The 24,376-nt window shown below is 72.7% G+C and carries 19 protein-coding genes; 13 read left to right on the forward strand and 6 right to left on the reverse strand.

The window, feature by feature from the left end; all coding sequences use genetic code 11:
• Window positions 1-22: 22 nt before the first annotated feature.
• From ABZX96_RS28790 to ABZX96_RS28800, 3 genes are all read right to left on the reverse strand, one after another.
• Window positions 23-907, reverse strand: coding sequence for a class I SAM-dependent methyltransferase (locus ABZX96_RS28790; protein ID WP_355549999.1), 885 nt, complete (start codon window positions 905-907; stop codon window positions 23-25).
• Between the two features lie 66 nt (window positions 908-973).
• Window positions 974-1,303, reverse strand: coding sequence for a thioredoxin (gene trxA, locus ABZX96_RS28795; RefSeq protein WP_355550000.1), 330 nt, complete (start codon window positions 1,301-1,303; stop codon window positions 974-976).
• 389 nt (window positions 1,304-1,692) lie between these two features.
• A complete protein-coding gene (locus ABZX96_RS28800) occupies window positions 1,693-2,655 on the reverse strand; it encodes an NAD(P)/FAD-dependent oxidoreductase (RefSeq protein ID WP_355550002.1) in 963 nt (320 codons plus the stop codon).
• Between the two features lie 90 nt (window positions 2,656-2,745).
• Here ABZX96_RS28800 and ABZX96_RS28805 point away from each other — a divergent pair, with 90 nt between their 5' ends.
• Complete coding sequence (locus ABZX96_RS28805; protein ID WP_355550004.1) at window positions 2,746-3,384, forward strand: XRE family transcriptional regulator; 639 nt, start codon at window positions 2,746-2,748, stop codon at window positions 3,382-3,384.
• A gap of 105 nt (window positions 3,385-3,489) precedes the next feature.
• On the opposite strand, the gene ABZX96_RS28810 is transcribed toward ABZX96_RS28805, so the two are convergent.
• The gene (locus tag ABZX96_RS28810; RefSeq protein ID WP_355550005.1) at window positions 3,490-4,617 is read right to left on the reverse strand and encodes an alpha/beta hydrolase; all 1,128 of its coding nucleotides are present in this window, start codon (window positions 4,615-4,617) and stop codon (window positions 3,490-3,492) included.
• A 276-nt stretch (window positions 4,618-4,893) separates the two neighbouring features.
• Window positions 4,894-6,051 carry a magnesium and cobalt transport protein CorA gene (locus ABZX96_RS28815; protein WP_355550007.1) on the reverse strand — a complete coding sequence of 386 codons (1,158 nt, stop codon included), beginning with the start codon at window positions 6,049-6,051 and terminating at the stop codon, window positions 4,894-4,896.
• Window positions 6,052-6,312: 261 nt separating this feature from the next.
• Between ABZX96_RS28815 and ABZX96_RS28820 the strand changes: the two genes are divergently transcribed.
• The 7 genes from ABZX96_RS28820 (at window position 6,313) to ABZX96_RS28850 (ending at window position 15,880) form a co-directional block, all read left to right on the forward strand.
• A complete protein-coding gene (locus ABZX96_RS28820; RefSeq protein WP_355550009.1) occupies window positions 6,313-6,702 on the forward strand; it encodes a cell division protein SepF in 390 nt (129 codons plus the stop codon).
• A 55-nt stretch (window positions 6,703-6,757) separates the two neighbouring features.
• On the forward strand, window positions 6,758-8,023 hold the full coding sequence (locus tag ABZX96_RS28825) for a biotin transporter BioY (RefSeq protein ID WP_355550011.1): 1,266 nt from the start codon (window positions 6,758-6,760) through the stop codon (window positions 8,021-8,023).
• Window positions 8,020-8,358, forward strand: coding sequence for a nucleotide pyrophosphohydrolase (locus ABZX96_RS28830; RefSeq protein WP_355550013.1), 339 nt, complete (start codon window positions 8,020-8,022; stop codon window positions 8,356-8,358). The genes ABZX96_RS28825 and ABZX96_RS28830 overlap by 4 nt, the downstream gene beginning before the upstream one ends.
• 550 nt (window positions 8,359-8,908) lie before the next feature.
• On the forward strand, window positions 8,909-9,367 hold the full coding sequence (locus tag ABZX96_RS28835) for a DUF6099 family protein (protein ID WP_355550015.1): 459 nt from the start codon (window positions 8,909-8,911) through the stop codon (window positions 9,365-9,367).
• A gap of 609 nt (window positions 9,368-9,976) precedes the next feature.
• The gene (locus ABZX96_RS28840; protein WP_355550017.1) at window positions 9,977-10,900 is read left to right on the forward strand and encodes an LLM class F420-dependent oxidoreductase; all 924 of its coding nucleotides are present in this window, start codon (window positions 9,977-9,979) and stop codon (window positions 10,898-10,900) included.
• Between the two features lie 397 nt (window positions 10,901-11,297).
• Window positions 11,298-13,034 (forward strand): 3' terminal RNA ribose 2'-O-methyltransferase Hen1, encoded by a 1,737-nt coding sequence (locus ABZX96_RS28845; protein WP_355550019.1) that lies wholly within the window; start codon window positions 11,298-11,300, stop codon window positions 13,032-13,034.
• On the forward strand, window positions 13,031-15,880 hold the full coding sequence (locus tag ABZX96_RS28850; protein ID WP_355550021.1) for a polynucleotide kinase-phosphatase: 2,850 nt from the start codon (window positions 13,031-13,033) through the stop codon (window positions 15,878-15,880). Before ABZX96_RS28845 ends, ABZX96_RS28850 begins: the two co-directional genes overlap by 4 nt.
• Before the next feature lie 142 nt (window positions 15,881-16,022).
• Here ABZX96_RS28850 and ABZX96_RS28855 read toward each other — a convergent pair whose 3' ends face one another.
• Window positions 16,023-16,982 carry a helix-turn-helix domain-containing protein gene (locus ABZX96_RS28855; protein ID WP_355550023.1) on the reverse strand — a complete coding sequence of 320 codons (960 nt, stop codon included), beginning with the start codon at window positions 16,980-16,982 and terminating at the stop codon, window positions 16,023-16,025.
• Window positions 16,983-17,054: 72 nt separating this feature from the next.
• On the opposite strand from ABZX96_RS28855, the gene ABZX96_RS28860 reads away from it, so the two are divergent.
• The 5 genes from ABZX96_RS28860 to ABZX96_RS28880 all read left to right on the forward strand — a co-directional run bounded on the left by ABZX96_RS28860 (window position 17,055) and on the right by ABZX96_RS28880 (window position 24,368).
• Window positions 17,055-18,587 carry an MFS transporter gene (locus ABZX96_RS28860; RefSeq protein ID WP_355550025.1) on the forward strand — a complete coding sequence of 511 codons (1,533 nt, stop codon included), beginning with the start codon at window positions 17,055-17,057 and terminating at the stop codon, window positions 18,585-18,587.
• Between the two features lie 342 nt (window positions 18,588-18,929).
• Window positions 18,930-20,153 carry an arginine deiminase gene (locus tag ABZX96_RS28865; protein ID WP_355550027.1) on the forward strand — a complete coding sequence of 408 codons (1,224 nt, stop codon included), beginning with the start codon at window positions 18,930-18,932 and terminating at the stop codon, window positions 20,151-20,153.
• 208 nt (window positions 20,154-20,361) lie between these two features.
• Window positions 20,362-21,378: an ornithine carbamoyltransferase gene (gene argF, locus ABZX96_RS28870; RefSeq protein WP_355550029.1), complete on the forward strand. Its 1,017-nt coding sequence runs from the start codon at window positions 20,362-20,364 to the stop codon at window positions 21,376-21,378.
• A gap of 380 nt (window positions 21,379-21,758) precedes the next feature.
• Window positions 21,759-23,198, forward strand: a complete 1,440-nt coding sequence (locus ABZX96_RS28875) for an amino acid permease (RefSeq protein WP_355550031.1) — start codon at window positions 21,759-21,761, stop codon at window positions 23,196-23,198.
• A 342-nt stretch (window positions 23,199-23,540) separates the two neighbouring features.
• Window positions 23,541-24,368 (forward strand): enoyl-CoA hydratase family protein, encoded by an 828-nt coding sequence (locus tag ABZX96_RS28880; protein ID WP_355550033.1) that lies wholly within the window; start codon window positions 23,541-23,543, stop codon window positions 24,366-24,368.
• Window positions 24,369-24,376: the final 8 nt, after the last annotated feature.

Raw genomic sequence — 24,376 nt, forward strand, 5'->3', positions numbered from 1 at the left:
GGAAGGGCCGCGGCAGCCGGCTTCAGCGCCGCGCGCAGGCGCGCGCGGTGTGGACCGTGGTGGCGGACAGGTAGAAGGCGTCGGGCCGCCACAGGATGCCCGTGCAGGCGTCACCGTCCACAAGGCACTCCAGGGTCGTCCGGTCCTCCTCGTCGAGCCGGTCGCCGATCCTGTCCCGCAGCCACATCAGGTGCGCGTGCAGGTGCTCGCGGGCCGGGAGGTCGAGCGGCGCGGGAAGGTCGGTGAGGAACGTGCGCGTCCCGGTGGGGACGAGCCCGGCGCGGGCCAGCATGGCGGGCCAGTCCTCGACCGTGCGGGCGCACCCGGGCAGCGCGGCGCGCATGGAGGTGAAGCGGTCCTCGGCCGCCGCGTCCAGGCGCGCCTGGAGCCCGGGGCGGCCGATGCCGATGTCGCGGGGCAGGAAGCGCGGCGGCAGCCCGCGTTCGGCGACGGCCAGCACCCCGCCCGGCCGCAGGCGGGCGGCCAGGGCGTCCAGCGCCGCCTGCTGGTCGCCGAGGTGGTGGACCGCGTGGCTGGTCCAGATCAGCTCCGCGGAGCCCAGCTCCTCGAAGTCCCCGGGGAGTTCCGCCCGCTGGGCGACCACCCGGTCGTCCACGCCCTGCTTCCCCGCCCGCGCCAATGCCCGCTCCAGCAGGCCGGCGTCCTGGTCGACGGCGACGACCTCGGCGCGCGGGAAGTACTGGGCGAGCAGACAGGACCCCACCCCCGGCCCGCTGCCCACGTCGAGCACGCGGCCCACCAGGGAATCCGCGCCCCGGCCGGCGCACAGCATCCCGCGCAGCCACTCCGCCGCCTCCACCAGGGAGGGCAGGTGGAGTTCGGCCTGACGTTCCAGTCGGGCGCCCAGGGCGTCCCGATCGAGATCCCCGGTGTGGTGTGGGTTCATGGGACTCCTATCCGGGCGGGGAAAGGGGCGGGCGTGCGGCGGACGGGGCGGGCGTGCGGCGGACGCTCAGGGCAGGAGGGCCGTGATGGTCTTCTCCAGCACGTGCTTGGGGGCCGCGCCGACCCAGGACTTCTTCGGGACGCCGTCCACATAGACGGTGAAGGCGGGGATGGACGAGACACCGTGCTGGATCGCCAGACCGGGCTCCTCGTCGACGTTGACCTTGACGACGTCCAGCGCTTCCGCGTGGTCGGCGGCCAGCTGTTCCACGATCGGGGTCACCATCCGGCATGGCGCGCACCAGGGCGCCCAGAACTGGATCAGGACGGGTTTCTTCGACTCCAGCACGCGGGCGGGGAACGCCTGCTCGGTGAGGCTGTCGACGGGGGTGGGCATGGTGGGAGCTCCTTGATCGGGCGGTTCTGGGCCGGCACCCGGGAAGCGGCCGGCCCGGTGTCCGGAGGCGGGACGGGCGTTCCTCGGCAACGTGCGGACTCCGGGGACGTGCGCCCTGCACCGGCGCGCACCCCGAAGGACGTGCGTTGCTCGGAACTTCCGTACTTCAGGGGCGTGCGTCCTGCACGAACGCGCGCACCTCGAAGGGTGTGCGTTGCTCAAGGTCCTGCGTACTTCAGGGGCGTGCGTCCTGCACAGACGCGCGCACCCCGAAGGGTGTGCGTTCCCCGAAGGGTGTGCGTTCCCCGAAGGGTGTGCGTTGCTCAAGATCCTGCGAACGCCGGGGACGTGCGCCCTGCACAGACGCGCGTACCTCGAAAACGTCCGGCCTACCGGATGGGCGAGGCCTGGTCCGCGCGGCGCCGCTCGACGGCGAGGGCGACGTCCTCCTCCAACAGGTCGTGGTTGAGGGCGAATCCGGCGGCCGAACCCTGGCCGGCGGCGGTGATCACCTGCGCCCGCGGGTCGGCGACGTTGCCCGCCACCCACACGCCGGGCACGCTGGTGCGGCCCGTGGGGTCGGCGACCACCCAGCCGGCCTCGTTCTTCTCGCAGCCGAGATCGGTCAGCAGGGCGTCGTTCGGGACCATCTTCGGGAAGACGAACACCGCCTTGCGGGGCACCACGTGGCCCTCGGCGAGCTCCACGCCGCGCAGCCGGTCGTCCTCCACGCACAGCCACTTGACCGTGCCCTCGGCGACGTAGACGTCCCGGGCGGCCAGCCGCTCGCGGTCGTCCTCGGTGATCTCCATGGTGTGCGGGAAGAAGACCACGTCGCTGGACCACTGGCGCAGCAGCAGGGCGTGGTTGACCGCGTTGGGGTGGGTGCCGAGGACGCCGATGGGCTGGTCGCGCACCTCGTAGCCGTGGCAGTACGGGCAGTGCAGCAGGTCCTTGCCCCACCGTTCGCGCACGCCGGGGATGTCGGGGAGCTCGTCGCGCAGGCCGGTGGCCACCACGATCCGCCGGGCGTCGAGCGACGCGCCGCCGGCCAGCCGCACGGTGAAACCGGGCTCGATGTGGTCCACCTGGGCCTCGATGAAGTCCACGCCGTACTCGGCGACCTCGGCGCGGCCCACCTCAAGGAGCTTCGAGGGGGGCATTGCCTCCCGGGACAGGTAGCCCATCATGTGCTCGGCCGGGGCGTTGCGCGGCTGCCCGCCGTCCACCACCGCCACCCGGCGCCGGGACCGGCCCAGCAGCAGCGCCGCGCTCAGGCCCGCCGCCCCGCCGCCGATCACCACCACGTCGTACCGCGTGCCGTCGGGCGTGTCGTTCTTCGCGTCGATCATGACGATCACCTCCGCCCTCAGAGTGCGACCGGCGTTCCTGTCACGGCAATTTTTGTTGCCGTTTCCGGGACGGGGCGCTGCAATGTGACCGTGGAGCCCACATCTGCGATCACCCGAGCCCTGACCGAGGTCGGTCCCCGCCTCAAGCGCCTGCGCACCCAGCGCGGCGTGACGCTGGCCGCGCTGTCGGAAGCCACCGGCATATCCAAGAGCACGCTCTCCCGCCTGGAGTCCGGCCAGCGCCGCCCCAGCCTCGAACTCCTCCTGCCCATCTCGCAAGCCCACCAGGTCCCCCTCGACGAACTGGTCGGCGCCCCGGAGGTCGGCGACCCCCGCATCCGCATCACCGCCAAGCGCGTCAACGGCAACACCATCCTGCCCCTGACCCGCCAGCCCGGCCCCCTCCAGACCTACAAGATGATCGTCCCGGCCACCCCCTCCACCCCGGAACTGTGCACCCACGAGGGCTACGAATGGCTCTACGTCCTCTCCGGACGCCTGCGCCTGGTCCTGGCCGAGCACGACCTGATCCTGGGCCCCGGCGAAGCGGCCGAGTTCGACACCCGGCTGCCGCACTGGTTCGGCAGCACCGGCGAAGGCCCCGTCGAACTCCTCAGCCTCTTCGGCCGCCAGGGCGAACGCATGCACGTCCGCGCCCAGCACCGGTCCCGGAGCAAGGGCGAGAGCGAGGCGGCGGAAGGCGGCGCGCCGCTCCGCAGGACACGGTGAGGGGCGCGAGAGGCGGACGCCGGCTCCCCCCGGTGCGGGGGAGCCGCCGCCGCGGTGCCACGCGGGGCGGCGACCGGGGACGGCCCCCGCGCCGGGACGGAACGGCTACGGCCGGTGGAACCTCACCTCCGGATACCGCGCCGACGGCCCGTCCAGCAACGGCACGTGCCGCCCCCGCAGGTGCGTGTCGAGGAACGCGGCGAGATAGGCGCGGGTGATGGCGTCGCAGCGATCGCCGTCGAGCTCCTGGAAGGACCTGCCGTGCTGTTTCCCGAGCGGCGCCAGGTCCGTGAAGGACAGGTGATCGGTCCCGTCGACACTCAACCAGCGCTTCCAGCCGGTCAGTTGCCGCCACGTCGCATCCCAGGTCCCGTCCGGGCCGCCGGGAACGTGGCTCGGGTTGCCGAGCATCAGGAACGGCCGGTCGACGGGTATGCCGTTGGGGTACCGGAAATTGCCGTCCATATTGACACCGGCCTTGATCCGCGGGTCCGCCACCATGGCGGGAATCGCGCTGTAACCACCGGCCGAGTGCCCCACCATGGCGATGCGGCCGGTGTCGACGAGCCGGCCGCCCTCCCAGACCGGATGCTCCTTGGTGAGTTCGTTCAGCACGAAGGAGACGTCCTTGGCACGCGTGTCCCCGACCGTGCGGTGGTCCGGGTTCCCGCACACCGCGCAGCCGGTGGTCTCCCCGTCCGGGAAGGAGATCCCGTTGGCCTCGTGGTTGTGGCCGATCGCGGCGACGGCGTAGCCGCGGCTCGCCAGCTCCTCCGCGATCCCCGACAACGTGGCGCGCGGCATGCCGAACCCCGGCGACAGCACGACCAGCGGCAGCCCGCCGCGCGGCCCCGCCGGCGCGGCGTCCACGCCCGCGTGGGTCCGCACCCCGCTCAACAGGTCCAGGGGCACGTTCAATTTGGTGGCCGCGAGGTACATCCGCGATTCGGCGGCGGTCATGTACGCCGCGGGCGTTCCCGACGGCTTCCTCGCCGGATACCAGAGCGAGACCATCAGTCTCCGGTTCTCCCCGGCGACCCACGGATCGGCCCGCCCCTCGTCTTCGAGGAAAATGCTCGTCACACCGATCGTCTGCTTCCCGGCGGGCCGGGGCAGGGACAGCACCGTCCCGGGCCCCGGCGGCGCGGCGGAGACGGCCCGCGCGGGAACGGCGCCGAGGGCGGCGGCCATGGCCGCGGCGACCGCGGCACCGGCGAAAGATCTGCGTCTCATGGAATTCCCGTCGTCGATGACGCGCCGCGACGGGATGTCGCGACCCGCACAGGAAGGCTATGGACGCACACCGGGGTTTCCATCCGCCCACGGAACACACTGGCGCGAGGGCAACGCACCCACGGGATGACGCCCGGAGGCCAACGGACGCCGGGAGATGGTGCCGGGGGCATGCGTCGGCGCGGCCGGACGGCCCGGTCCGCGAGACGGTCGTGTGCGCCGCTGTGCGCCCGAACGCGACGGGCTCGACGGCTGCCGGCTCGGGGAGGGCCGCGCTCAGAGCCAGTCCCGGTGCTTGAAGACCACGTACAGGCTCACGCACACCACCGCCATCAGCCCGATCGCGAACGGGTAGCCGAGCAGCCAGTGCAGCTCCGGCATCCGGTCGAAGTTCATGCCGTAGATCGTGCCGACGAGCGTCGGGGCGAAGAGGATGGCGGCCCAGGAGGAGATCTTCTTGATCTCCTCGTTCTGCTCGAAACCGGCCTCCGCCAGGGCGCGCATCTCCGCGTTCTGCTGCTGGTTCACCAGCGTCGCGTTGACGGTGAGGATGTCCTGCAGCGCCTGGCGGAATCCGTCCACCCGCTCGGAGGTGTGGGTGGCGTGGTCCGCCACGTCGCGCAGGTAGCGCCGGAGTTCCTCGTCGATGCCGTACTTCTCGAAGCCGGCCGTCAGGTTCTCCAGCATGGGGTGCAGCGGGTGCGTGGCGCGCTGGAACTCCACGACCTCGCGCGAGAGTTCGTAGATGCGCCGGGAGACGTGCGGGTCGCCGCCGAAGACCTCGGTCTCGATCTCGTCGATGTCGTTCTGCACCCCCGAGACCACCGGCGCGTAGCCGTCCACCACCGCGTCCAGGATCGCGTAGAGCACGGCCTCGGGGCCGAGTTTGAGGAGGTCGGGGCTGTCCTCCATGCGGTGGCGCACGGCGGAGAGGTCGGGCGCGCCGCCGTGCCGGACGGTGATGACGAAGTCGGGGCCGACGAAGACGTGCAGTTCCCCGAAGTCGACCTCCTCCAGCGCGTCCAGATAGCGGGCGGCGCGCAGGACGACGAAAAGGGTGCCGCCGTACCGCTCCAGCTTCGGGCGCTGATGGGCCTCCAGCGCGTCCTCGACGGCGAGCGGGTGCAGGTCGAATTGGGACGCCAGGGTGACCAACTCGGTGGAGGACGGGCGGTGCAGCCCGATCCACGCCATGGAACCGGCGGTGGAGCGCAGCGCGTGGAAGGTCTCCGGCAGGGTCTCGTGCGTGCTGACGCGCCGGCCTTCCCGGTACAGGGCCGCGTTGACGATGCTGTTCGCAGGATCCGGCGGGGCGACGGGGACCTCCGGCCCGGCCGGGACGTCGTCGGGGCCGGCGGACGCGGCGCGTTTCCTGGCGGGCCGGCGCAGCCCGCGCCGGCCGCTCGCTCCGTGGCCGGGGATGTCAGAGCTCATGGCGGAACCGGCTTCCGGGAGACCGACGTACGGAAGGAAGGGGGCGAAGTAGGGTGTAAGGGGGTGGAAGTGGGAAAGGCCGACTTGGCGCAGGTTCCATGCCAAGAGTGTCCACGCCGGTCGGCGGCTATGGTGCAGGATGGGAACAGCCGGTGACGCCTGTTGGTGTCGCATCCGGCGAGGTTTGTGTGTTTATCCCTAGAATTATGCGATGCATATATCGCAGCAGATACCCAGCGATCCTCTGAGTGGGGTGATTCGGTGAACGGGCCCGACGCCACCGACGAACAGTGGGAGGGGCTCGCCGAAGTCGTTCCTCTGCGCGGCGGCCGGGAGTGGCCTTCCTGGCCCGACCACCGCGCCCTCCCCGAGGAGGAGCCCGAGGACGAGTCACGGCGATTCGTCGTCATCCGGGTCCAGACCTTCGCCGACGCCCGCGAGGTCGCCGAGTACCTGATGGCGCAGCTCCCCGTGCTGCTGGACCTCACCAGCGCCGACACCGACGTCGCCAAGCGCATCCTGGACTTCTCCAGCGGAGTGGTCTTCGGGCTCGGCAGCGGCATGCACCGGGTGGACACCAACGTCTTCCTGCTCGCTCCGGTCGGCACCGAGGTCGAGGAACCCCACGTGGGAACCGTCCCCCGTTCGTAGGAAGACAATTCAGGCGTAACGGTTTTTCCTCCACCTGGGTGCCTACCGTCCCGGTATGCACCCAGCCGGCACCCGCCCCACGGTCACCGAACTGCGCCTGTCCGCCTTCAAGGCGCACCGGGGCCTGACCCTCCCACTCGCGCCGCTGACGCTGCTGACCGGACAAAGCGGCAGCGGCAAGAGCGGCGTCCTCCAGGCGTACGGCATCCTGGCGCGCCTGTCCGGCGGAGCCCTCCTGCCGCAGGCGCTCACCGGCGTGGCCGGCGGAGCCGCGGCCTGCGTCCCCGAAGGAGCCCGGCCGGACGGCCAGGGACGACGCGGCTTCCGCATCGGCTGCACCATCGACGGCCCCGCCGGACCGGTCACCCTCGACGTCGCCGTCCAGGCCGAACCCGAACCCCGGATCGTCGGCGAGCGGCTGACCGCCGGCGGCCTCACCCTGCTGTCCACCGCGCTCACCGATCCCGACCGCCGCGCCGTCCAGGCCGCCTGGTACACCGCCGGCGCCACCCCCGTCACCCGCGCGCCCCTGCCGGACGACCGGCTGAGCACCGCCCTGCTGCCCCTGCGGGTCGCGGGGAAGACGGAGGGCCAGCGGCTCGTGCTGTCCGCGGCGGAACAGGTCGTGGTCGCGCTGCGGTCCGGCTTCGTGTGCGACCCGCGGCCGGAGGCCATGCGGGGAACGGACCGGGGCGCGGCACCGGCGCGGGGGGCGGGCGCCGCGGGACGGAGCGCCGGTGCGTCCGGGCGGGGGCCCGGTGCGCCGGGACGGCGCGGGGCGGCCGGAGCGGCCGAGAGCCCGGGCGGGACCGGCGAGGCCGACGGGCGGTTGCGGACGACGTGCGACAACCTCCCGGCCGTCCTGCGGCGCACCAGCCAGGAGTGCGCGCGACGGCACGCGGCGCTGGTCGACGCGGTCCGCGCCGGATGCTCGGGACCCATCGAGGGCCTCGTCGTGGCACCGCCCCAAGGGGACGACACCCGGGTACGGGCACTGATCGACCGGGGAGCGCGCGGCACCTCCCCGCTGGAACGGCTGGGCGACGGCGAACTGCGCTACCTCGCGCTGGCCCTCGTCCTGCTCACCGGTCCCGGCGTGCTGGAGATGGACCCGGCCGGGGAGGTGCCGTCCGCCCGGCAGGTGCTGACGGTGGTGGCGGACGGGCTGGACCGCTGCCTGGACCGGCGGCAGGCCCGCGAACTGCTGACCCTCGCCGTCCGGATGACCGAGCGCGGACACATCCGGCTGCTGGGCGTGGTCGGGGACGCGTCGCCCGCCGAGGGGCTGCCCGGAGTGCGGGTGCTACACCTTGACGCATGAGTGAGGATCTTTACGCGTTGCAACGGCGGCTGGCGGAGTTCGCGGCGGCCCGGGACTGGCAGCAGTACCACACCCCGAAGAACCTGGCCGCGGCGCTCAGCGTCGAGGCGTCCGAACTGGTCGAGATCTTCCAGTGGCTGACGCCCGAGGAGTCGGCGAAGGTGATGACGGACCAGCGGACCGCACCCAGGGTCGAGGACGAGGTCGCCGACGTACTCGCCTACCTGCTGCAGTTCTGCGAGGCCCTGGGCATCGACCCGCTGACGGCGCTGGCCGCGAAGATCGAGCGCAATGAGAGCCGGTTCCCGGTGGGTGGGGGGATGGGGGAGGGGTGAGGTGAGTGGGGACTGAAGGGGCGTTTCGGGACGGTTGAGGGCGTGCGGGCCCGTGGGGCTCCCGCGGGTGCGTTCTCGGGTTTCCGAGGGTGTGTGGCGGTGGGGGAGAGGGCCGAGGTGGGGTGGGCGGTCGCCGGGAGCGGGGGCGGGGGCCGGACGGTGGTGCGGGGCTCGGAAACCGTCGGGCATGGGGATCCGAGGCGGGTGCGGGGTGTGGGGCGGCCAGGTGCCGAGGGGCCCGCGGCGCTGGATGGGCGGCCGTTCGCGACCGTGCCCCCGAACGCGTGAGGCCGACGGCCGTCCTGTGCCGCTGCTCGTCGTCCGTGCCTGGTGGGGGCGGGCCGCCCGGCTGCCGGTTTGTTGAGCGCATCGGTTCGCTGACGCAAGGCCGCGCAGCCGATTGTCACTCTATGGAGTGACGGATCTTTTCAACACGTCTCAGTTGTCCACAGATTTGCGAGAATCCCTGGCTTTTTAGCCGGTGCGCGTTCACGCTGGGTAGTGGCAGGCGAGGCGGAGAAGCGGACGGCGGTTGAGGGAGGGGGCGTGGATGGACGCGGTGCGGATCATCGCGGCCAACCGGTGCGGTCTGGCGCGAGCGAGGACGGTGCAGGAAATCGTCATCGAGGCATGGCAGGCCCAGGCGTTGGCGGAGGCGGTCGGCAGCCACCTCGCGATATCGGGACCGCACGAGGTGCGGGGAGGAGCCCAGGGACTCGGGGACGCCGGCGGCAGAGCGGGGAGCGCGCTCCTGCACCCGACCGCGCGGACGGGCGGCCTGCGGGCGGCCCAGCTCTCGGAGGTACGCGACACCGAAGCCACGCTGGCCGGTCTGTCGGGGCTGCTGGGAGAGGTGTGCGAAGCGTTGGTCGGCGTCGTCTGCGCGGCCGACGAGGAGGGGATGTACTGGACCTGTGTGGAGGCGATGGACGCGGCGGACGAGTCCCGGGACCGGGTCTCGGCGATATTGAAGCGGCTCGCGCTGCGGGCGGAACGGGATTCCGCCTGAGCTTCGCGCAGCGAGCGGAGACGGGTGGGCGGCGGGCGGCCGAGACGGAGCCGCACGGCTGAGCCAGGGCCGGGGTGCACACGGCGGGGTCGGCTGGGGGCCGGGTGAGGTGGGGCAGGCGCCGGGGTGGGGCTCCGGGTGGGTTGGGCCGGGTGAGGCGGACCGGGGCGGCTGGGGGTGGGGGGACGGCCGTGGGGTGGGGGTGGGGGGAGGGAGGGGGCTCATCCCGAAGGGGCGGCCCTCCCCCCCCAAGTGGCCCAGCCTCCGTCTCCACTCCCCCTGACGGTCCCTTTCGTGTCGGCTCATTCCCTCACAGGCCGTCCCGTTCCTGTGCGTCCTCGGCGCCCGTCTCCCTCTGAAGGGCTTATCGCGTCCTTGGCGTGTGTGCCTCTCCGGAGGGCCGGTCGCGACCCGGGCGCGCGTCTCCCTCGGAGCTCCTGTTCCCCGGCCGGAATGACGGGGACGTTTCCTCGATAGAGGAAGGTTCCTCCACACACAGGCGTTCCGAGACGGCCTCGCCCAGGTCTGTGAGCCTGCTCGGGACCGGTCCGAGAGAGCCCCAAGAGTGAGGATGCGGTTGGCGGGCGCCCAAGCGTGCAGGATGGAGACATGGATCTACGCATCTTCACGGAGCCCCAGCAGGGCGCTTCCTACGACACTCTTCTTACCGTCGCCAAGGCCACCGAGGACCTCGGCTTCGACGCCTTCTTCCGTTCCGACCACTATCTGCGCATGGGAAACACCGACGGGCTGCCCGGTCCGACGGACGCTTGGATCACTCTGGCCGGTCTCGCCCGTGAGACCAAGCGCATCCGCCTCGGCACGCTCATGACGGCGGGTACCTTCCGCCTCCCGGGTGTGCTGGCCATCCAGGTCGCCCAGGTCGACCAGATGTCGGGCGGCCGGGTCGAGCTGGGGCTCGGCGCGGGCTGGTTCGAGGACGAGCACAAGGCGTACGGCATTCCGTTCCCGAAGGAGAAGTTCGCCCGGCTGGAGGAGCAGCTCGCGATCGTCACCGGACTGTGGGCCACCGAGGTCGGCGCCGAGTTCAGCTACGACGGCACGTACTACCAGTTGGAGAAGTCGCCCGCACTGCCCAAGCCGGCCCAGCCCAAGGTGCCGGTGCTCATCGGTGGCCACGGCGCCACCCGCACTCCGCGGTTGGCCGCTCAGTACGCCGACGAATTCAACATCCCCTTCGCCTCGGTCGAGGACAGCGACCGCCAGTTCGGGCGGGTGCGCGCCGCGGCCGAGGCTGCCGGGCGCAAGGCGGACGAGCTGGTGTACTCCAACGCGCTCGTGGTGTGCGTCGGCAAGGACGACGCCGAGGTGGCGCGGCGGGCCGCGGCCATCGGCCGTGAGGTGGACGAGCTGAAGGCCAACGGCCTCGCGGGTTCGCCCGCCGAGGTCGTGGACAAGATCGGTCGGTACCAGGCCGTCGGTTCCTCCCGCGTCTACCTCCAGATCCTGGACCTGGACGACCTGGACCACCTTGAGCTGATCTCCTCGCAGGTGCAGTCCCAGCTGAGCTGACGACGGATCGGGCCGGTGCGGTCCGATGCATGGGGGAGTTCTCGGGCAGGCCGGGCCGGGTGACCACCGGCCCGGCGAGGCCGTGAACGGTCGGGGCGGGCGGCCGGCGCGCGCCGTGCCTTGCCGACGAAGGCGCGTCCCGCAAACGAGACCCCGACCGGCCGGCAGTGTGGATCGGCCGGAAAGCCGCCGGGCGGGAAGCCGCCGGGCGGGAAGCCACCGCCCAGGACCGTTGGCCGGCCGGCAGCGTCAATCGCCAAGAGCGCCCAGCGGTCGGCCAGAGCGGACGGAGGCCCTCCCCGCCGAGCCACCCGCCTCCCGCCAAGCCGGAAAGCGCTTCCGCAAAGCCGGAAAAATCGGTGGGGCCGGGACGGCGCTCCCCGGCATACTCGATCAGGTGTTCCTGACCATCAACACCACCGGCAGTGCCGATCACCCCGCCACTGACCTGGGGTTCCTTCTGCACAAGCATCCCGACCGGGCGCAGGCGTTCTCGACGGCGCACGGCACCGCGCACGTCTTCTATCCCGAGGCGGACGCGCGGCGGTGCACCGCCGCGCTGCTGCTGGAGGTCGATCCGGTCGCGCTGGTCCGCCGGAGCCGGGGCAAGGGCCGTGGCGGCAGCCCTGATGCCGCGCTGAGCCAGTACGTGAACGATCGGCCGTATGCCGCGTCCTCCCTTCTGGCCGTCGCGCTCGGCAGCGTGTTCTCGAGCGCCATGAAGGGCCAGTGCGCGGCACGCCCGGAGCTCCCCGCGCGGATGCTGCCACTGCGGCTGGAGATCCCCGCGCTGCCGGCGCGCGGCGGAGCGGAGCTGGTGCGCCGGCTGTTCGAGCCGCTGGGGTGGACGGTGCGGGCCGAGCCCGTGCCGCTGGACGAGACGTTCCCGGAGTGGGGCGACTCGCGCTACCTGCGGGTCGTGCTGGAAGGGGAGGCCACGCTCGCCCGGGCGCTGCGCCACCTCTACGTGTTGCTGCCGGTCCTGGACGACGCCAAGCACTACTGGGTCTCCGCGGACGAGGTGGACAAGCTGCTGCGGGCCGGTGAGGGCTGGCTGGAGCACCACCCCGACCAGAACCTCATCGCCGGTCGCTACCTCGCGCGGCGCCGGGTGCTGACCCGCGACGCGTTGGAGCGACTGGAACTGGCGCGGCTCGCCGAGGCGGACGACGTGGCCGCCGAGGAACTGGACAACGCCGTGGACGAGGAGACCGACACCGTCGAGAAGCCGGTGCCGCTGGCGGTACGGCGGCGGGAGGCGATCGTGGCGGCGCTGCGCGAAGCCGAAGCCGCCCGGGTGCTGGATTTGGGCTGCGGCCAGGGCCAGTTGGTGGGTGAGCTGCTGAAGGACGGCCGGTTCACCGAGATCGTCGGCATGGACGTGTCGATGCGGGCGCTGCACGCGGCGCGGCGCAGGCTCGGCCTGGACCGGATGTCCGAGCGCCAGGCGGCTCGTGTCCGGCTCGTCCAGGGTTCGCTGGCCTACACCGACGACCGGCTCAAGGGGTACGACGCGGCGGTGCTGAGCGAGGTGGTCGAGCACGTCGATCCGCCGCGGTTGCCGGCGTTGGAGTACGCGGTGTTCGGGGCGGCCCGGCCTCGGACGGTTGTGGTGACGACGCCGAACGCCGAGTACAACGTGCGGTGGGAGTCGCTGCCCGCCGGGCACGTCCGGCATCACGATCACCGGTTCGAGTGGAACCGGGAGGAGTTCCGCGGGTGGGCCCGGGAGGTGGCGGCCCGGCACGGGTACGCGGTGGACTTCCGGCCCGTGGGGAACGACGACCCGCAGGTCGGCCCGCCGACTCAGCTCGCGGTGTTCCGTCGGGAGGCGGACGAGAAGGCCGGCGCGAGGAGCGGGGCGGCCCGGGAGACACGGGACCGAGTGGATCGCGGTGGCGGTGCCGGTACGGCTGCCGCCGGGAACGGCCGGGCCGGCGGGCGGACCGCCGGGGCGGCTGCCGACGGGGGTGCCGTCGGCGTCGTCCGGCCTGTGGACGGCGGCCGGGCCGGAACTGACACCGATGGCGTGTCAGCCGCGGGTGCCGCCGCGCACGACGTCCCTGTCCAGCCCCCGTCCGCCGTCACCGTTCACTCCCCGACCGACACCACCACGAAGGAGGCCGCAGTATGACCGGGTCCGACCGGACGGCCGACCGCGCCGACGAGTCCGAGAGCGGCAAGAACACCGGAGGCACGGTGAGCGCCGGAAGCGGCGAGAACACCACCGTCGCCCCCACCACCCCGCCCCCCACCGGGCGGGCGTCGCGGGCGCTCGGGGTGCCGGACCTGTCTCTCGTGGTGCTGATCGGCGCGACCGGCTCGGGCAAGTCCACGTTCGCGGCGCGGCACTTCCTGCCGACCGAGGTCATATCCTCCGACTTCTGCCGGGCGCTGGTCAGTGACGACGAGAACGACCAGAGTGCCAGCGGCGACGCCTTCGACGTGCTGCACTACATCGCCGGCAAGCGGCTGGCGGCGGGCCGGCGGACCGTGGTGGACGCCACCAACGTGCAGTCCGAGGCGCGGGCCCGGCTCGTGCGGCTGGCGCGGGAGCACGACGTCCTGCCGGTCGCCATCGTGCTGGACGTGCCCGAGGAGGTGTGCGCCCGGCGCAACGCGGCGCGGGCCGACCGGGCCGGGCTGCCCCGTCGCGTCATCCAGCGTCACCAGCGCGAACTGCGCCGTTCACTGCGCCATTTGGAACGCGAGGGCTTCCGCAAGGTGCACGTCCTGCGGGGTGAGGCGGAGGCCGGGGCCGCGGAGGTCGTCACCGAACGGCGGTTCAACGACCTGCGGCATCTGACGGGACCCTTCGACCTGATCGGCGACATCCACGGGTGCCGGTCCGAGCTGGAGGCCCTGTTGGGCAAGCTCGGGTATGCCGTGGAGCGGGACGCGCTGGGCCGCGCCGTGGACGCCCGGCACCCCGAGGGCCGTACCGCCGTCTTCGTCGGTGACCTCGTGGACCGCGGGCCGGACAGCCCCGGTGTGCTGCGGCTGGTCATGGGCATGGTCGCGGCGGGGCACGCGCTGTGCGTGTCGGGCAACCACGAGAACAAGCTCGGCCGCCACCTGGACGGCCGCAAGGTCCAGCTCACCCACGGCCTGGCCGCGACGATCGAGCAGCTGGAGCGGGAGGCGGCGGCGGACCCCGGCTTCACCGAGCGGGTCGCGGTCTTCGTCCGGTCGCTGATCAGCCACTACGTGCTCGACGGCGGTGCGCTGGTGGTGAGCCACGCCGGGCTGCCCGAGAAGTACCACGGCCGGACCTCCGGCCGGGTGCGCTCCTTCGCGCTGTACGGGGACACGACGGGGGAGACGGACGAGTTCGGGCTGCCGGTGCGCTATCCGTGGGCGGAGGACTACCGGGGCCGGGCGGCCGTCGTCTACGGCCACACGCCCACCCCGCGTGCCACCTGGCTCAACAACACCATCTGCCTCGACACCGGCTGTGTCTTCGGCGGCGCGATGACCGCGCTGCGGTGGCCGGAGCGCGAGCTGGTGGACGTACCGGCCGAGCGGGTCTGGTACGAACCCGTCAAGCCGCTGGCCACGGAGGCGCCGGGTGGGGCGGACGGCCGTCCGCTCGACCTGGGCGACGTGTCCGGGCGGCGGGTCGTGGAGACGCGCCACCTGGGGCGGGTCGCCGTCCGGGAGGAGAACGCCGCCGCGGCGCTGGAGGTCATGAGCCGGTTCGCGCTCGACCCGCGCTCGCTGCCCTACCTGCCGCCGACGATGGCGCCGTGCGCGACCGCCCCGGCCCCCGCGCCGGGCGCCCCTGAAGACGAGGGCTTCCTGGAGCACCCGAGGGAGGCGTTCGCCGCGTACCGGGCGGACGGCGTGCGCCAGGTTGTGTGCGAGGAGAAGCACATGGGGTCGCGGGCGGTGGTACTGGTGTGCCGTGACGCGGAGGTGGCGCGGGAGCGCTTCGGAGCGGCGGACGGGAACAGTGGCGCGCTCTATACGCGTACCGGCCGCCCGTTCTTCGACGACGCGGCGCTGGCCGAGCGGATCCTCGGGCGGCTGCGGGAGTGCGTCGGCGCGGCCGGGCTCTGGGACGAGCTGAGCACCGACTGGCTGCTGTTCGACGCCGAGCTGATGCCGTGGTCGCTGAAGGCGTCCGGTCTGCTGCGGAGCCAGTACGCGGCGGTGGGCGCGGCGTCCGGTGCGGTCTTCCCTAGCGCGCTGGGCGCGCTGGAGGCCGCCGCCGGTCGCGGCCTGGACGTCTCCGGCCTGCTGGGGCGGCAGCGCGAGCGCGCAGCGCAGGCGGCGGCGTTCACGGACGTCTACCGCCGTTACTGCTGGCGGGTGGGCGCCCACGGCGGCGTGGACGGCGCGGACGCGGACGGCGCGGACGCCCGGGGAACGGACGGCGAGGATGTCCCGGGTACAGACGCGGACGGGCCGGCCGGCATGCGGCTGGCACCGTTCCAGATCCTCGCCGCGCAGGGCCGCAACCTCGCGGCCACGCTCCCGCACACCGATCAGCTGGCGCTGATCGACCGGCTCGTCGCGGCCGAGGAGGGCCTGGGTGTCGGTGGATCCGCTCCGGGACAGCGGCAGGGGCTGCTGGCTCCCACCCGGCGGCTGGTCGTGGACACCGAGGACGCGGAGTCCGTCGCCGCCGGCATCCGGTGGTGGCTGGATCTCACCGCCGAGGGTGGCGAGGGGATGGTGGTCAAGCCGGTGGCGGCGTACGTCCGCAAGGGCGACGGGCGGCTGGTGCAGCCGGGCATCAAGTGCCGGGGCCGCGAGTATCTGCGGCTCATCTACGGGCCCGAGTACACCCGCCCGGAGAACCTGACCCGGCTCCGGAGCCGCCACCTGGGCCACAAGCGCTCCCTCGCGCTGCGCGAGTACGCCCTCGGCATGGAGGCCCTGGACCGGCTGGCGGACGGCGAGCCGCTGTGGCGGGTGCACGAGGCGGTGTTCGCGGTGCTGGCCCTGGAGTCGGAGGCGGTGGACCCGCGGCTGTGAGGTGAGGGGGCGGCCGGGGGCCGTGCGCCGACAGGGTGCGCGGGCCCCGGCCCGTCGCTGCGGGGCGGCTCCTCTCCTCACCCGGTCCCTGCTGGTTCCCGATTCCTCCCGGCCCCGGCGCCGCAAGGTGCCCTGCCCCGTCCTACCGTCCGCCCGCCCGGTAGGACTTGCGGTAGTCGTGCGGGGGGACGCCGACGGTGCGGGTGAAGTGGCGGCGGAGGTTGGCGGCGGTGCCCAGGCCGCAAAGGTCGGCGATGCGGTCCACGGGCAGGTCGCTGCCTTCGAGGAGTTCCCGGGCGCGGGCGATGCGCTGGGTTTGGAGCCACTGCATCGGCGTGGTGCCGGTGGTGGCGTGGAAGCGGCGGGTAAGGGTGCGGGCGCTGGTGTGGGCCCGGCGGGCCAGGTCGGCGACGGTCAGGGGCTCGTCCAGCCGTTCGCGCGCCCAGTGCAGCAGCGGAGCCAGCGAGGCATCCGTGCGGGCGGGCAGCGGCGCCTCGATGAACTGGGCCTGACCGCCCGGACGGTGGGCCGGGGCGACGAGTTGCCGGGCCAGGGTGTTGGCCGCCGCGGTGCCGAAGTCCTCCCGTACCAGGTGCAGGCAGACGTCGATGGCGGCGGTCGAACCGGCGCCCGTCAGCACGTCTCCGTGGTCCACGTACAGGACGGACGGATCCACCTCGACGGCCGGGTACCGCTCGGCGAGGAGTTCGGCGTACAGCCAGTGGGTGGTGGCGGTCCGGCCGTCCAGCAGGCCGGTCGCGGCGAGGGTGAAGGCGCCGGAGCAGAGGGAGACCAGCCGGGCCCCGCGGGCGTGTGCCGTGCGCAGCGCCGCGGTCAGTTCCGGTGGCGGGTCGTCGTGCACGTCCGCCGAGGCGGGGACGAGGACGATGTCGGCGGCGACCAGTTCGTCGGCGCCGTACGGGGTTTCCGCGGTGAACCAGGAACGCGCCCGGGCCGCCGCGCCGTTCGTGCCGATCGCGCAGACCCGCAGGTCGTACCAGCCTTCAGGGGCGGCGGGCCGGTCGGTGCCGAAGATGTGGCAGGGGATGGCGAGTTCGAAGAACGGGATGCCGTCGGTGACGGCGACCGCGATGGTGGGCATGGCAGTAATGTAGCGGTCGGTGTCAGGGCTGCCACTCGTCCGGGGGTGCCGCGGTCCCGATGCTTGATGGTCATGACGAACCTTCACCGGACGCCGCGGAGGACGAGTGGGCTCGCGGTCGTGCCCGGCAGCACGCAAGCCACCGACCGGGCGGCCTCCGTCAGCCCGGTCCCTGCTCCCGGCCGGACTCCTGCCCCGGTCACCGCACCCGGCCCCGTCGCCCACAGGGAGAACGCGCGCCCCGGTACCCCCCACGCCCGGCGCTGGCTGATCCTCGGGATCGCCTCCGCCGCCCAGTTCCTGGCCGTGCTGGACCTGATCGGGGTCACCATCGCGTTCCCCGCGATCGGCCGCGACTTCGCGTCCGCGTCGACGGCGCAGTTGTCCTGGGTGCTCAACGCGTACACCGTCGTGCTCGCGGCGTTCCTCATCCCGGCCGGGCGGATCGCCGACGAGACCGGGCGGCGGCGCAGCTTCCTGCTCGGGATGGTGCTGTTCGGTCTGGCCTCGGCCGCTTGTGGCGCCGCGCCGACGACAGCCGCGCTGATCGCCGCCCGCGTCGTGCAGGGACTGGCCGCGGCGGTCCTGATACCCACCTCCCTCTCGCTGGCGCTGCCCGCCTTCCCGCCGCGCGAGCGCGCCACGGCGGTCGGCGTCTGGACGGCGGTGAGCGCGGTCGCGGCGAGTTCGGGACCGGTGATCGGTGGTGTGCTCGCGGCCGTCGACTGGCGCTGGATCTTCCTGGTCAACGTGCCCGTGGTGGTGGTCGCGGTTGCGGCGGGCGTGCGGTTCCTGCCGCGCTCCGCGCCGGGGCTGCGGCAGCGTCCGGACCTGGTGGGGACGGCGTTGATCCTGCTGTGCGTCGGTGCGCTGGTGACCGGCTGTGTCCAGGTGCCCGAGTGGGGGCTCACCGCTCCCGGCACGCTCGCCGCCCTCGCCGTCGGCGGGCTCGCGGGTGCGCTGTGCGCCGTCCACGTACGGCGTGCCGCCGACCCCGTGGTGCGGCCGGACCTCTTCCGCACGCGCGGGTTCACCGTGGCTACGCTGGGCCTGCTCGCGTACTTCGTCGCCTACTCGGCGGCCACCCTCGGCGCGACCCTCCTGTTCACGGACCTGTGGCACTACTCGACGCCAAGCGCCGGCCTGGCGCTGGCGCCCTGGCCGCTGACGGTGCTGGTGGTCTCGGCGTTCTCCGGCCGGATCGTACGGGCGGCGGGGGAGCGGCCGACGGCGCTGATCGGAGCGCTGTGCTTCGTGGCCGCCCCGGTGTGGTGGCTGTGCCTGGCGGGGAACGGCGGAAACTACGCCGTGGAGTTCCTGCCGGGACTGGTCCTGGCCGGGTTCGGTACGGGCCTGTACCAGCCGGTCATGTTCGCGGTCGCGGGCCGGCTCCCGGCGGAGCGGCTCTCGCTCGGCTCGGGGGTGCTGATGGTCTCGCGCCAGGGCGGTACGGCGCTGGGCGTGGCGGTGCTGACCGCTGTTCTGGGGCAGCGGATCACCGCGGAAGCGCTGGACACCGGCTGGGTTCTGATGGCAGTGGCAGCGGCACTCGCGGTCCTGGCGGCGGCGCTGCTGCGCGGGCCGGAGGGCACCGGGGCCCGGTAGCCGGCCGGGGGAGCGCCGGGGTGGCCCACCGGGGGCGCGCAGGCGCCCCCAACCGTCCTTGAACCATCCCCGGGTCACTTCGAACCATCGAGTCACCGTGAACACCCCCGTCTCGTTCCGACCTGCTGCCGTGTCGGCCCGAGCCGTTCCCGAGCCACTCCGAATCTCCCCGGCCCGCCCCGCGCCACCCTCGAACGGAACCCCGAGCCGACCCGGAACGAACCCTGAGACATCCCCGAGCCACACCGGAACCACCCCGCTCCACCCGGGAACCGCCCCGGACCGTCCCGCCTCCGCGCCGCACACCGAGTGATCAGCCGGGTTTGCGGCCAGGATGGAGGGATGGGATATCACGTGGATTCCGAGGCCGGTCGGCTGCGCCGGGTCATCCTGCACCGTCCCGATCTGGAGCTGAAACGGCTCACACCCTCGAACATGGACGCGCTGCTCTTCGACGACCTGCTGTGGGTGCGCCGGGCCCGCGCCGAACACGACGGGTTCGCGGACGTGCTCCGGGACCGGGGGGTGGAGGTACACCTCTTCGGGGACCTGCTGGCCGAGAGCCTCCAAGTCCCCCAGGCGCGGTCCCTCGTACTGGACCGCGTCTTCGACGAGAAGGAGTACGGCCCGCTGGCCGCCGATCATCTGCGGGCCGCCTTCGAGGCGCTGCCGCTGCCCGAGCTGACCGAGGCGCTGATCGGCGGCATGACCAAGCGGGAGTTCCTGGAACGCTACCCCGAGCCGACCTCGGTGCGCTTCCACGTCATGGGGCTGGACGACTTCCTGCTGGGGCCGCTGCCCAACCACCTGTTCACCCGGGACACCTCCGCCTGGGTGTACGACGGGGTGGCTATCAACGCGATGCGCTGGCCGGCCCGGCAGCGCGAGACGGTGCACTACGAGGCGATCTACCGGTACCACCCGCTGTTCAGAGACGCCGGCTTCCGCGTCTGGTCCGAGGGGCAGGCGGACTACCCCTCCACCATCGAGGGCGGTGACGTGCTCGTGCTGGGGTCGGGCGCGGTGCTGATCGGCATGAGCGAGCGGACCACGCCGCAGGCCGTCGAGATGCTGGCGCGCGGGCTGTTCGCGGCCGGTTCGGCCCGCACGATCGTGGCGCTGGACATGCCCAAGCGGCGGGCGTTCATGCACCTGGACACCGTCATGACGATGGTGGACGGGGACACCTTCACGCAGTACGCGGGCCTGGGCGCGCTGCGCTCGTACACGATCGAGCCGGGCGCGGGCGACCAGGAGCTGAAGGTCACCGACCACCCCCCGGAGCACATGCACCGTGCCATCGCGGCGGCCCTCGGGCTCGACGACATCCGGGTGCTCACCGCGACGCAGGACGTGCACGCGGCCGAGCGCGAGCAGTGGGACGACGGCTGCAACGTGCTGGCCGTGGAGCCCGGCGTGGTGGTGGCGTACGAGCGGAACGTCACGACCAACACCTTCCTGCGCAAGCGCGGCATCGAGGTCATCACCATTCCCGGGAGCGAACTGGGCCGGGGGCGGGGCGGGCCACGGTGCATGAGCTGTCCGGTGGAGCGGGATCCCGTGTAGGGAGAGGCACGCGCGGGCTCGTTTCGACGTGCGGGAACGTTACGTCGTAGAGGGTGCCGGGTCGGGGCGCCGAGGCGGAACGTCGAGCCGGGGCGACCGCGGTCCCGGCTCCCGCGCGCCCCGGAACGCGAGACGACCCGTGCATTGCATAGCAATGCAAGCTATCGTATAGAGTTGCATTGTAGGACCACGACCTAGGAGCCCTCCCATGGCGATAGACCTCACGGGCCGTCATTTCCTCAAAGAGCTGGACTTCACCGCCGAGGAGTTCCGCGGGCTGATCGAGCTGGCCGCCGAGCTCAAGGCCGCCAAGAGGGCGGGCACCGAGGTGGCGCGCCTCAAGGGCCGCAACATCGCCCTCATCTTCGAGAAGACCTCCACCCGCACCCGCTGCGCCTTCGAGGTCGCCGCCGCCGACCAGGGCGCGTCGACCACCTACCTCGACCCGTCCGGCTCGCAGATCGGTCACAAGGAGTCCGTGAAGGACACCGCCCGGGTGCTCGGCCGGATGTTCGACGGCATCGAGTACCGGGGGAGTGCCCAGGCCCGGGTCGAGGAACTGGCCGCGCACGCGGGCGTCCCGGTCTTCAACGGGCTGACCGACGAGTGGCATCCGACCCAGATGCTCGCCGACGTCCTCACCATGACCGAGCACGCCCCGGGGCGGCCGCTGGAGGAGATCGCCTTCGCCTACCTCGGGGACGCCCGCTACAACATGGGCAACTCCTACCTCGTCACCGGCGCGCTGCTCGGCATGGACGTCCGCATCGTGGCACCCAAGGAGCTGTGGCCCGACGAGGCGGTCGTCGCGAGCGCCCGCGCCCTCGCCGCCGCCAGCGGCGCCCGCGTCACGCTCACCGACGACGTGACGGAAGGCGTGCGCGGCGCGGACTTCGTCGCCACCGATGTCTGGGTCTCCATGGGCGAGCCCAAGGAGGTGTGGGACGAGCGGATCTCCCTGCTCGCGCCGTACGCCGTCACGATGGACGTGCTGCGGGCCACCGGCAAGCCGGACGTGAGGTTCCTGCACTGCCTGCCCGCCTTCCACGACCTGGGCACCGCCGTCGGGCAGGAGGTGTACGAGCGGCACGGGCTCTCGTCGCTGGAGGTGACCGACGAGGTGTTCGAAAGCGAGCACTCGGTCGTCTTCGACGAGGCCGAGAACCGGCTGCACACCATCAAGGCCGTCCTCGTGGCGACCCTGGGCCGGGGGGCGGGCGGGTGATCCGCCCGGCCGCCGGACGGCTGCTCCGCCACGCCGCCGGGCGCGGACGCCGGGCCGCCGTGCGGCTCACCCGTCGCGTGGCCGGGGGAAGCCGCCGGCCGTGAGGGGCGGGGCCCGGGCACCCCACGGGATCCCGCTCGTGCGGGGCGGCGCGCGCCCGCGAAGGGCCGTCCTGCGAAGGCGCGCCCCCGCAAAGACGCGCCCCGCGAGGCCCGCACCCGCCCCTCGCTGCATACCCATACGCCCGAATGGGCGATCATGCACTGTTTGTGGCTACCATTGATCCGATTCGCGGGGTTCGGGCCCACAGGCTCGAACCCCGTTCCGTGCGCGGCCCACCCCGCCGCGCACACCGCACCACCAGAGATGAGAACCACCCCATGCGCCCGTCCGGACTGCGTGTCAAGTCCCCCGACCTGCTCGTCGCCGAATCCGGCGCGGATCTCGAAGGCCACGGCCTCAAGCGCACCATGGGCCTCTTCCAGCTCATGTGCTTCGGCATCGGCGCCATCGTCGGCACCGGCATCTTCGTCGGCCTCTCCGACACCGTCTCCCAGGCCGGACCCGCGGTCATCGTCTCCTTCCTGCTCGCCGCGATCACCTGCGTGTTCACCGCCTTCTCCTTCGCGGAACTGGGCGGCGCCATCCCGGTGTCCGGCAGCTCGTACTCCTACGCGTACGCCACCCTCGGCGAACGCGTCGCCTTCCTGGTCGGCTGGTGCCTGCTGCTGGAGTACGGCGTGTCGGTCTCAGCGGTGTCCGTCGGCTGGGGCCAGTACCTCAACGAGCTGCTGAACAGCGTCTTCGGCTGGCAGCTTCCGGCGGCGCTCTCCAGCCCGCCGGGTGACGGCGGCATCGTCAACATCCCGGCCGTCGTGGTGATGCTGCTGGCAGCCCTCCTCCTGGTGCGCGGTGTCCGGGAGAGTGCGCGGGCGACCGCCGCGATGGCAGTCCTCAAGCTCGTCGTGCTGGCCGTCTTCTGCGCCATCGCCCTGACCGCCTTCCGGGACGGCAACCTCACGCCGTTCGCCCCCGAGGGCATCGCCGGCGTCACCTCCGGAGCCTCGGTCGCCTTCTTCTCGTACATCGGCTTCGACGCGATCACCACGGCGGGCGAGGAGGTCAAGAACCCCCGGCGCAACGTCCCGCTCGCCATCATGATCTGCATCGGCGTCGTCACCGTCCTGTACTGCCTGGTCGCGGTCAGCGCCATCGGCGCCCTCTCGGCCCACGACGTCGCCGACAAGCCCGCCGCCCTGTCGCTGATCGTCAACCAGGTCACCGGCTCGTCCATCGGTGGCGGCATCATCGCCTTCGGCGCGGTGATCGCCATCGCCTCCGTGGTCCTGGCGGTCATGTACGGCCAGACCCGCATCCTGATGTCCATGTCGCGGGACGGGCTGATCCCCGGCGTCTTCTCGCGGATCTCCCCGCGCACCGCGACGCCGGTCGCCAACACCTGGATCGTCGCCGTGGTCTTCGCGGCCCCCGCCGCCGTCGTCCCCCTGGACGTCGTCATGAATCTGACGACCATCGGGACGCTCGCCATCATGGCCGTCGTCAACATCAGCGTCATGGTGCTCCGGCGCACCCGGCCCGACCTGCCGCGCCGCTTCCGCGTGCCGCTCTTCCCGGTGAGCCCGGTGCTGGGCATCGGCTTCTGCGTGTACCTCATCTACGGGACGGGGTTGGCGACCTGGCTGGAGTTCGCCGGGTTCCTGGTGGTCGGAGCGCTGGTGTACGCGCTGTACGGGCGGCGGCGCTCGCGGCTGGCGGCGACCGAGGGGGCGGCGGAGCAGCCGACGGTCCCGGCACAGTAGAGGGTCCGGTGCGGCCGGCGGTGGGGTCCGTTCGTTCAGGGACGGCCCCACCGCTTCGGTTTTCCGGAGGCTTTCCGGAAGCTTTCCGGCTGAGGAACCCGCGCGTCGGGCCGTTCCTGCCACCGGTGGTCGTCGGCGTCATCGCGCCCTCGTGACGACGGTCACGGGCCGGTGTTAGCTTCGAAGAGCGCGACCGCCCGGGAGCGAGCCACAGGAACACCTCGGCCCCCACGCGGCACTCAGAGCACCGGCCCCCCGGGAACCCCTCCTCCTGGCACGTCCCCCCGGGCGCCGGCCTCGCAGGCACCCAGCAGCCGACCGGCGAAAGGGGCGCAGCAGCCCATGAGCCCGTTCACAGGTTCCGCCGCGAGCACCGACGCGTGGCGGCACATCCGCCTGACGAGAGAGGGCGGCGTGGCCACCGTCACCCTCGCCCGTCCGGACAAGCTCAACGCGCTCACCTTCGAGGCCTACGCCGACCTGCGGGACCTGCTCGCCGAGCTGTCCCGGGAACGGTCGGTACGGGCGCTGGTGCTCGGCGGCGAGGGACGCGGGTTCTGCTCCGGCGGGGACGTGCAGGAGATCATCGGGGCCACGCTCGGCATGGACACCGGACGGCTGCTGGACTTCAACCGGATGACCGGGCAGGTCGTCCGGGCGCTGCGGGAGTGCCCGTTCCCGGTGGTCGCCGCCGTGCACGGGGTGGCGGCCGGGGCCGGGGCGGTGCTGGCGCTGGCCGCCGACTTCCGGGTCGCCGATCCCTCCGCCCGGTTCGCCTTCCTCTTCACCAAGGTCGGGCTCTCCGGCGGCGACATGGGCGCCGCCTACCTGCTGCCCCGCGTCGTCGGCCTCGGTCACGCGACGCGGCTGCTGATGCTCGGCGACGTGGTCCGCGCCCCCGAGGCCGAACGGATCGGGCTGATCAGCGAGCTGACGGAGGAGGGCGACGCGGACCGGGCGGCCCGGGCGCTGGCCGGACGGCTGGCCGAGGGGCCGGCGCTCGCGCACGCGCAGACCAAGGCGCTGCTCACCGCCGAACTGGACATGCCGCTGGCGGCGGCGGTGGAGATGGACGCGGCCACCCAGGCGCTGCTGATGCACAGTGCCGACTACGCCGAGTTCCACGCCGCCTTCACCGGGAAGCGACCGCCTCGATGGCAGGGAAAGTAGCCCCGGTG

The sequence above is a fragment of the Streptomyces sp. NPDC003077 genome (genome assembly GCF_040611095.1).
In the GTDB taxonomy this organism is placed as follows: Bacteria; Actinomycetota; Actinomycetes; order Streptomycetales; family Streptomycetaceae; genus Streptomyces.

What these genes read in the sequence shown, in the direction of transcription:
- ABZX96_RS28860 (WP_355550025.1), top strand. Translation starts at nt 17,055, where the DNA reads ATGACGAACCTTCACCGGACGCCGCGGAGGACGAGTGGGCTCGCGGTC.
- ABZX96_RS28855 (WP_355550023.1), bottom strand. Translation starts at nt 16,982, where the DNA reads ATGCCCACCATCGCGGTCGCCGTCACCGACGGCATCCCGTTCTTCGAA.
- ABZX96_RS28825 (WP_355550011.1), top strand. Translation starts at nt 6,758, where the DNA reads ATGCACCCAGCCGGCACCCGCCCCACGGTCACCGAACTGCGCCTGTCC.
- ABZX96_RS28850 (WP_355550021.1), top strand. Translation starts at nt 13,031, where the DNA reads ATGACCGGGTCCGACCGGACGGCCGACCGCGCCGACGAGTCCGAGAGC.
- ABZX96_RS28800 (WP_355550002.1), bottom strand. Translation starts at nt 2,655, where the DNA reads ATGATCGACGCGAAGAACGACACGCCCGACGGCACGCGGTACGACGTG.
- ABZX96_RS28840 (WP_355550017.1), top strand. Translation starts at nt 9,977, where the DNA reads ATGGATCTACGCATCTTCACGGAGCCCCAGCAGGGCGCTTCCTACGAC.
- ABZX96_RS28810 (WP_355550005.1), bottom strand. Translation starts at nt 4,617, where the DNA reads ATGAGACGCAGATCTTTCGCCGGTGCCGCGGTCGCCGCGGCCATGGCC.
- ABZX96_RS28815 (WP_355550007.1), bottom strand. Translation starts at nt 6,051, where the DNA reads ATGAGCTCTGACATCCCCGGCCACGGAGCGAGCGGCCGGCGCGGGCTG.
- ABZX96_RS28880 (WP_355550033.1), top strand. Translation starts at nt 23,541, where the DNA reads ATGAGCCCGTTCACAGGTTCCGCCGCGAGCACCGACGCGTGGCGGCAC.
- ABZX96_RS28790 (WP_355549999.1), bottom strand. Translation starts at nt 907, where the DNA reads ATGAACCCACACCACACCGGGGATCTCGATCGGGACGCCCTGGGCGCC.
- argF (WP_355550029.1), top strand. Translation starts at nt 20,362, where the DNA reads ATGGCGATAGACCTCACGGGCCGTCATTTCCTCAAAGAGCTGGACTTC.
- ABZX96_RS28875 (WP_355550031.1), top strand. Translation starts at nt 21,759, where the DNA reads ATGCGCCCGTCCGGACTGCGTGTCAAGTCCCCCGACCTGCTCGTCGCC.
- trxA (WP_355550000.1), bottom strand. Translation starts at nt 1,303, where the DNA reads ATGCCCACCCCCGTCGACAGCCTCACCGAGCAGGCGTTCCCCGCCCGC.
- ABZX96_RS28830 (WP_355550013.1), top strand. Translation starts at nt 8,020, where the DNA reads ATGAGTGAGGATCTTTACGCGTTGCAACGGCGGCTGGCGGAGTTCGCG.
- ABZX96_RS28865 (WP_355550027.1), top strand. Translation starts at nt 18,930, where the DNA reads ATGGGATATCACGTGGATTCCGAGGCCGGTCGGCTGCGCCGGGTCATC.
- ABZX96_RS28835 (WP_355550015.1), top strand. Translation starts at nt 8,909, where the DNA reads ATGGACGCGGTGCGGATCATCGCGGCCAACCGGTGCGGTCTGGCGCGA.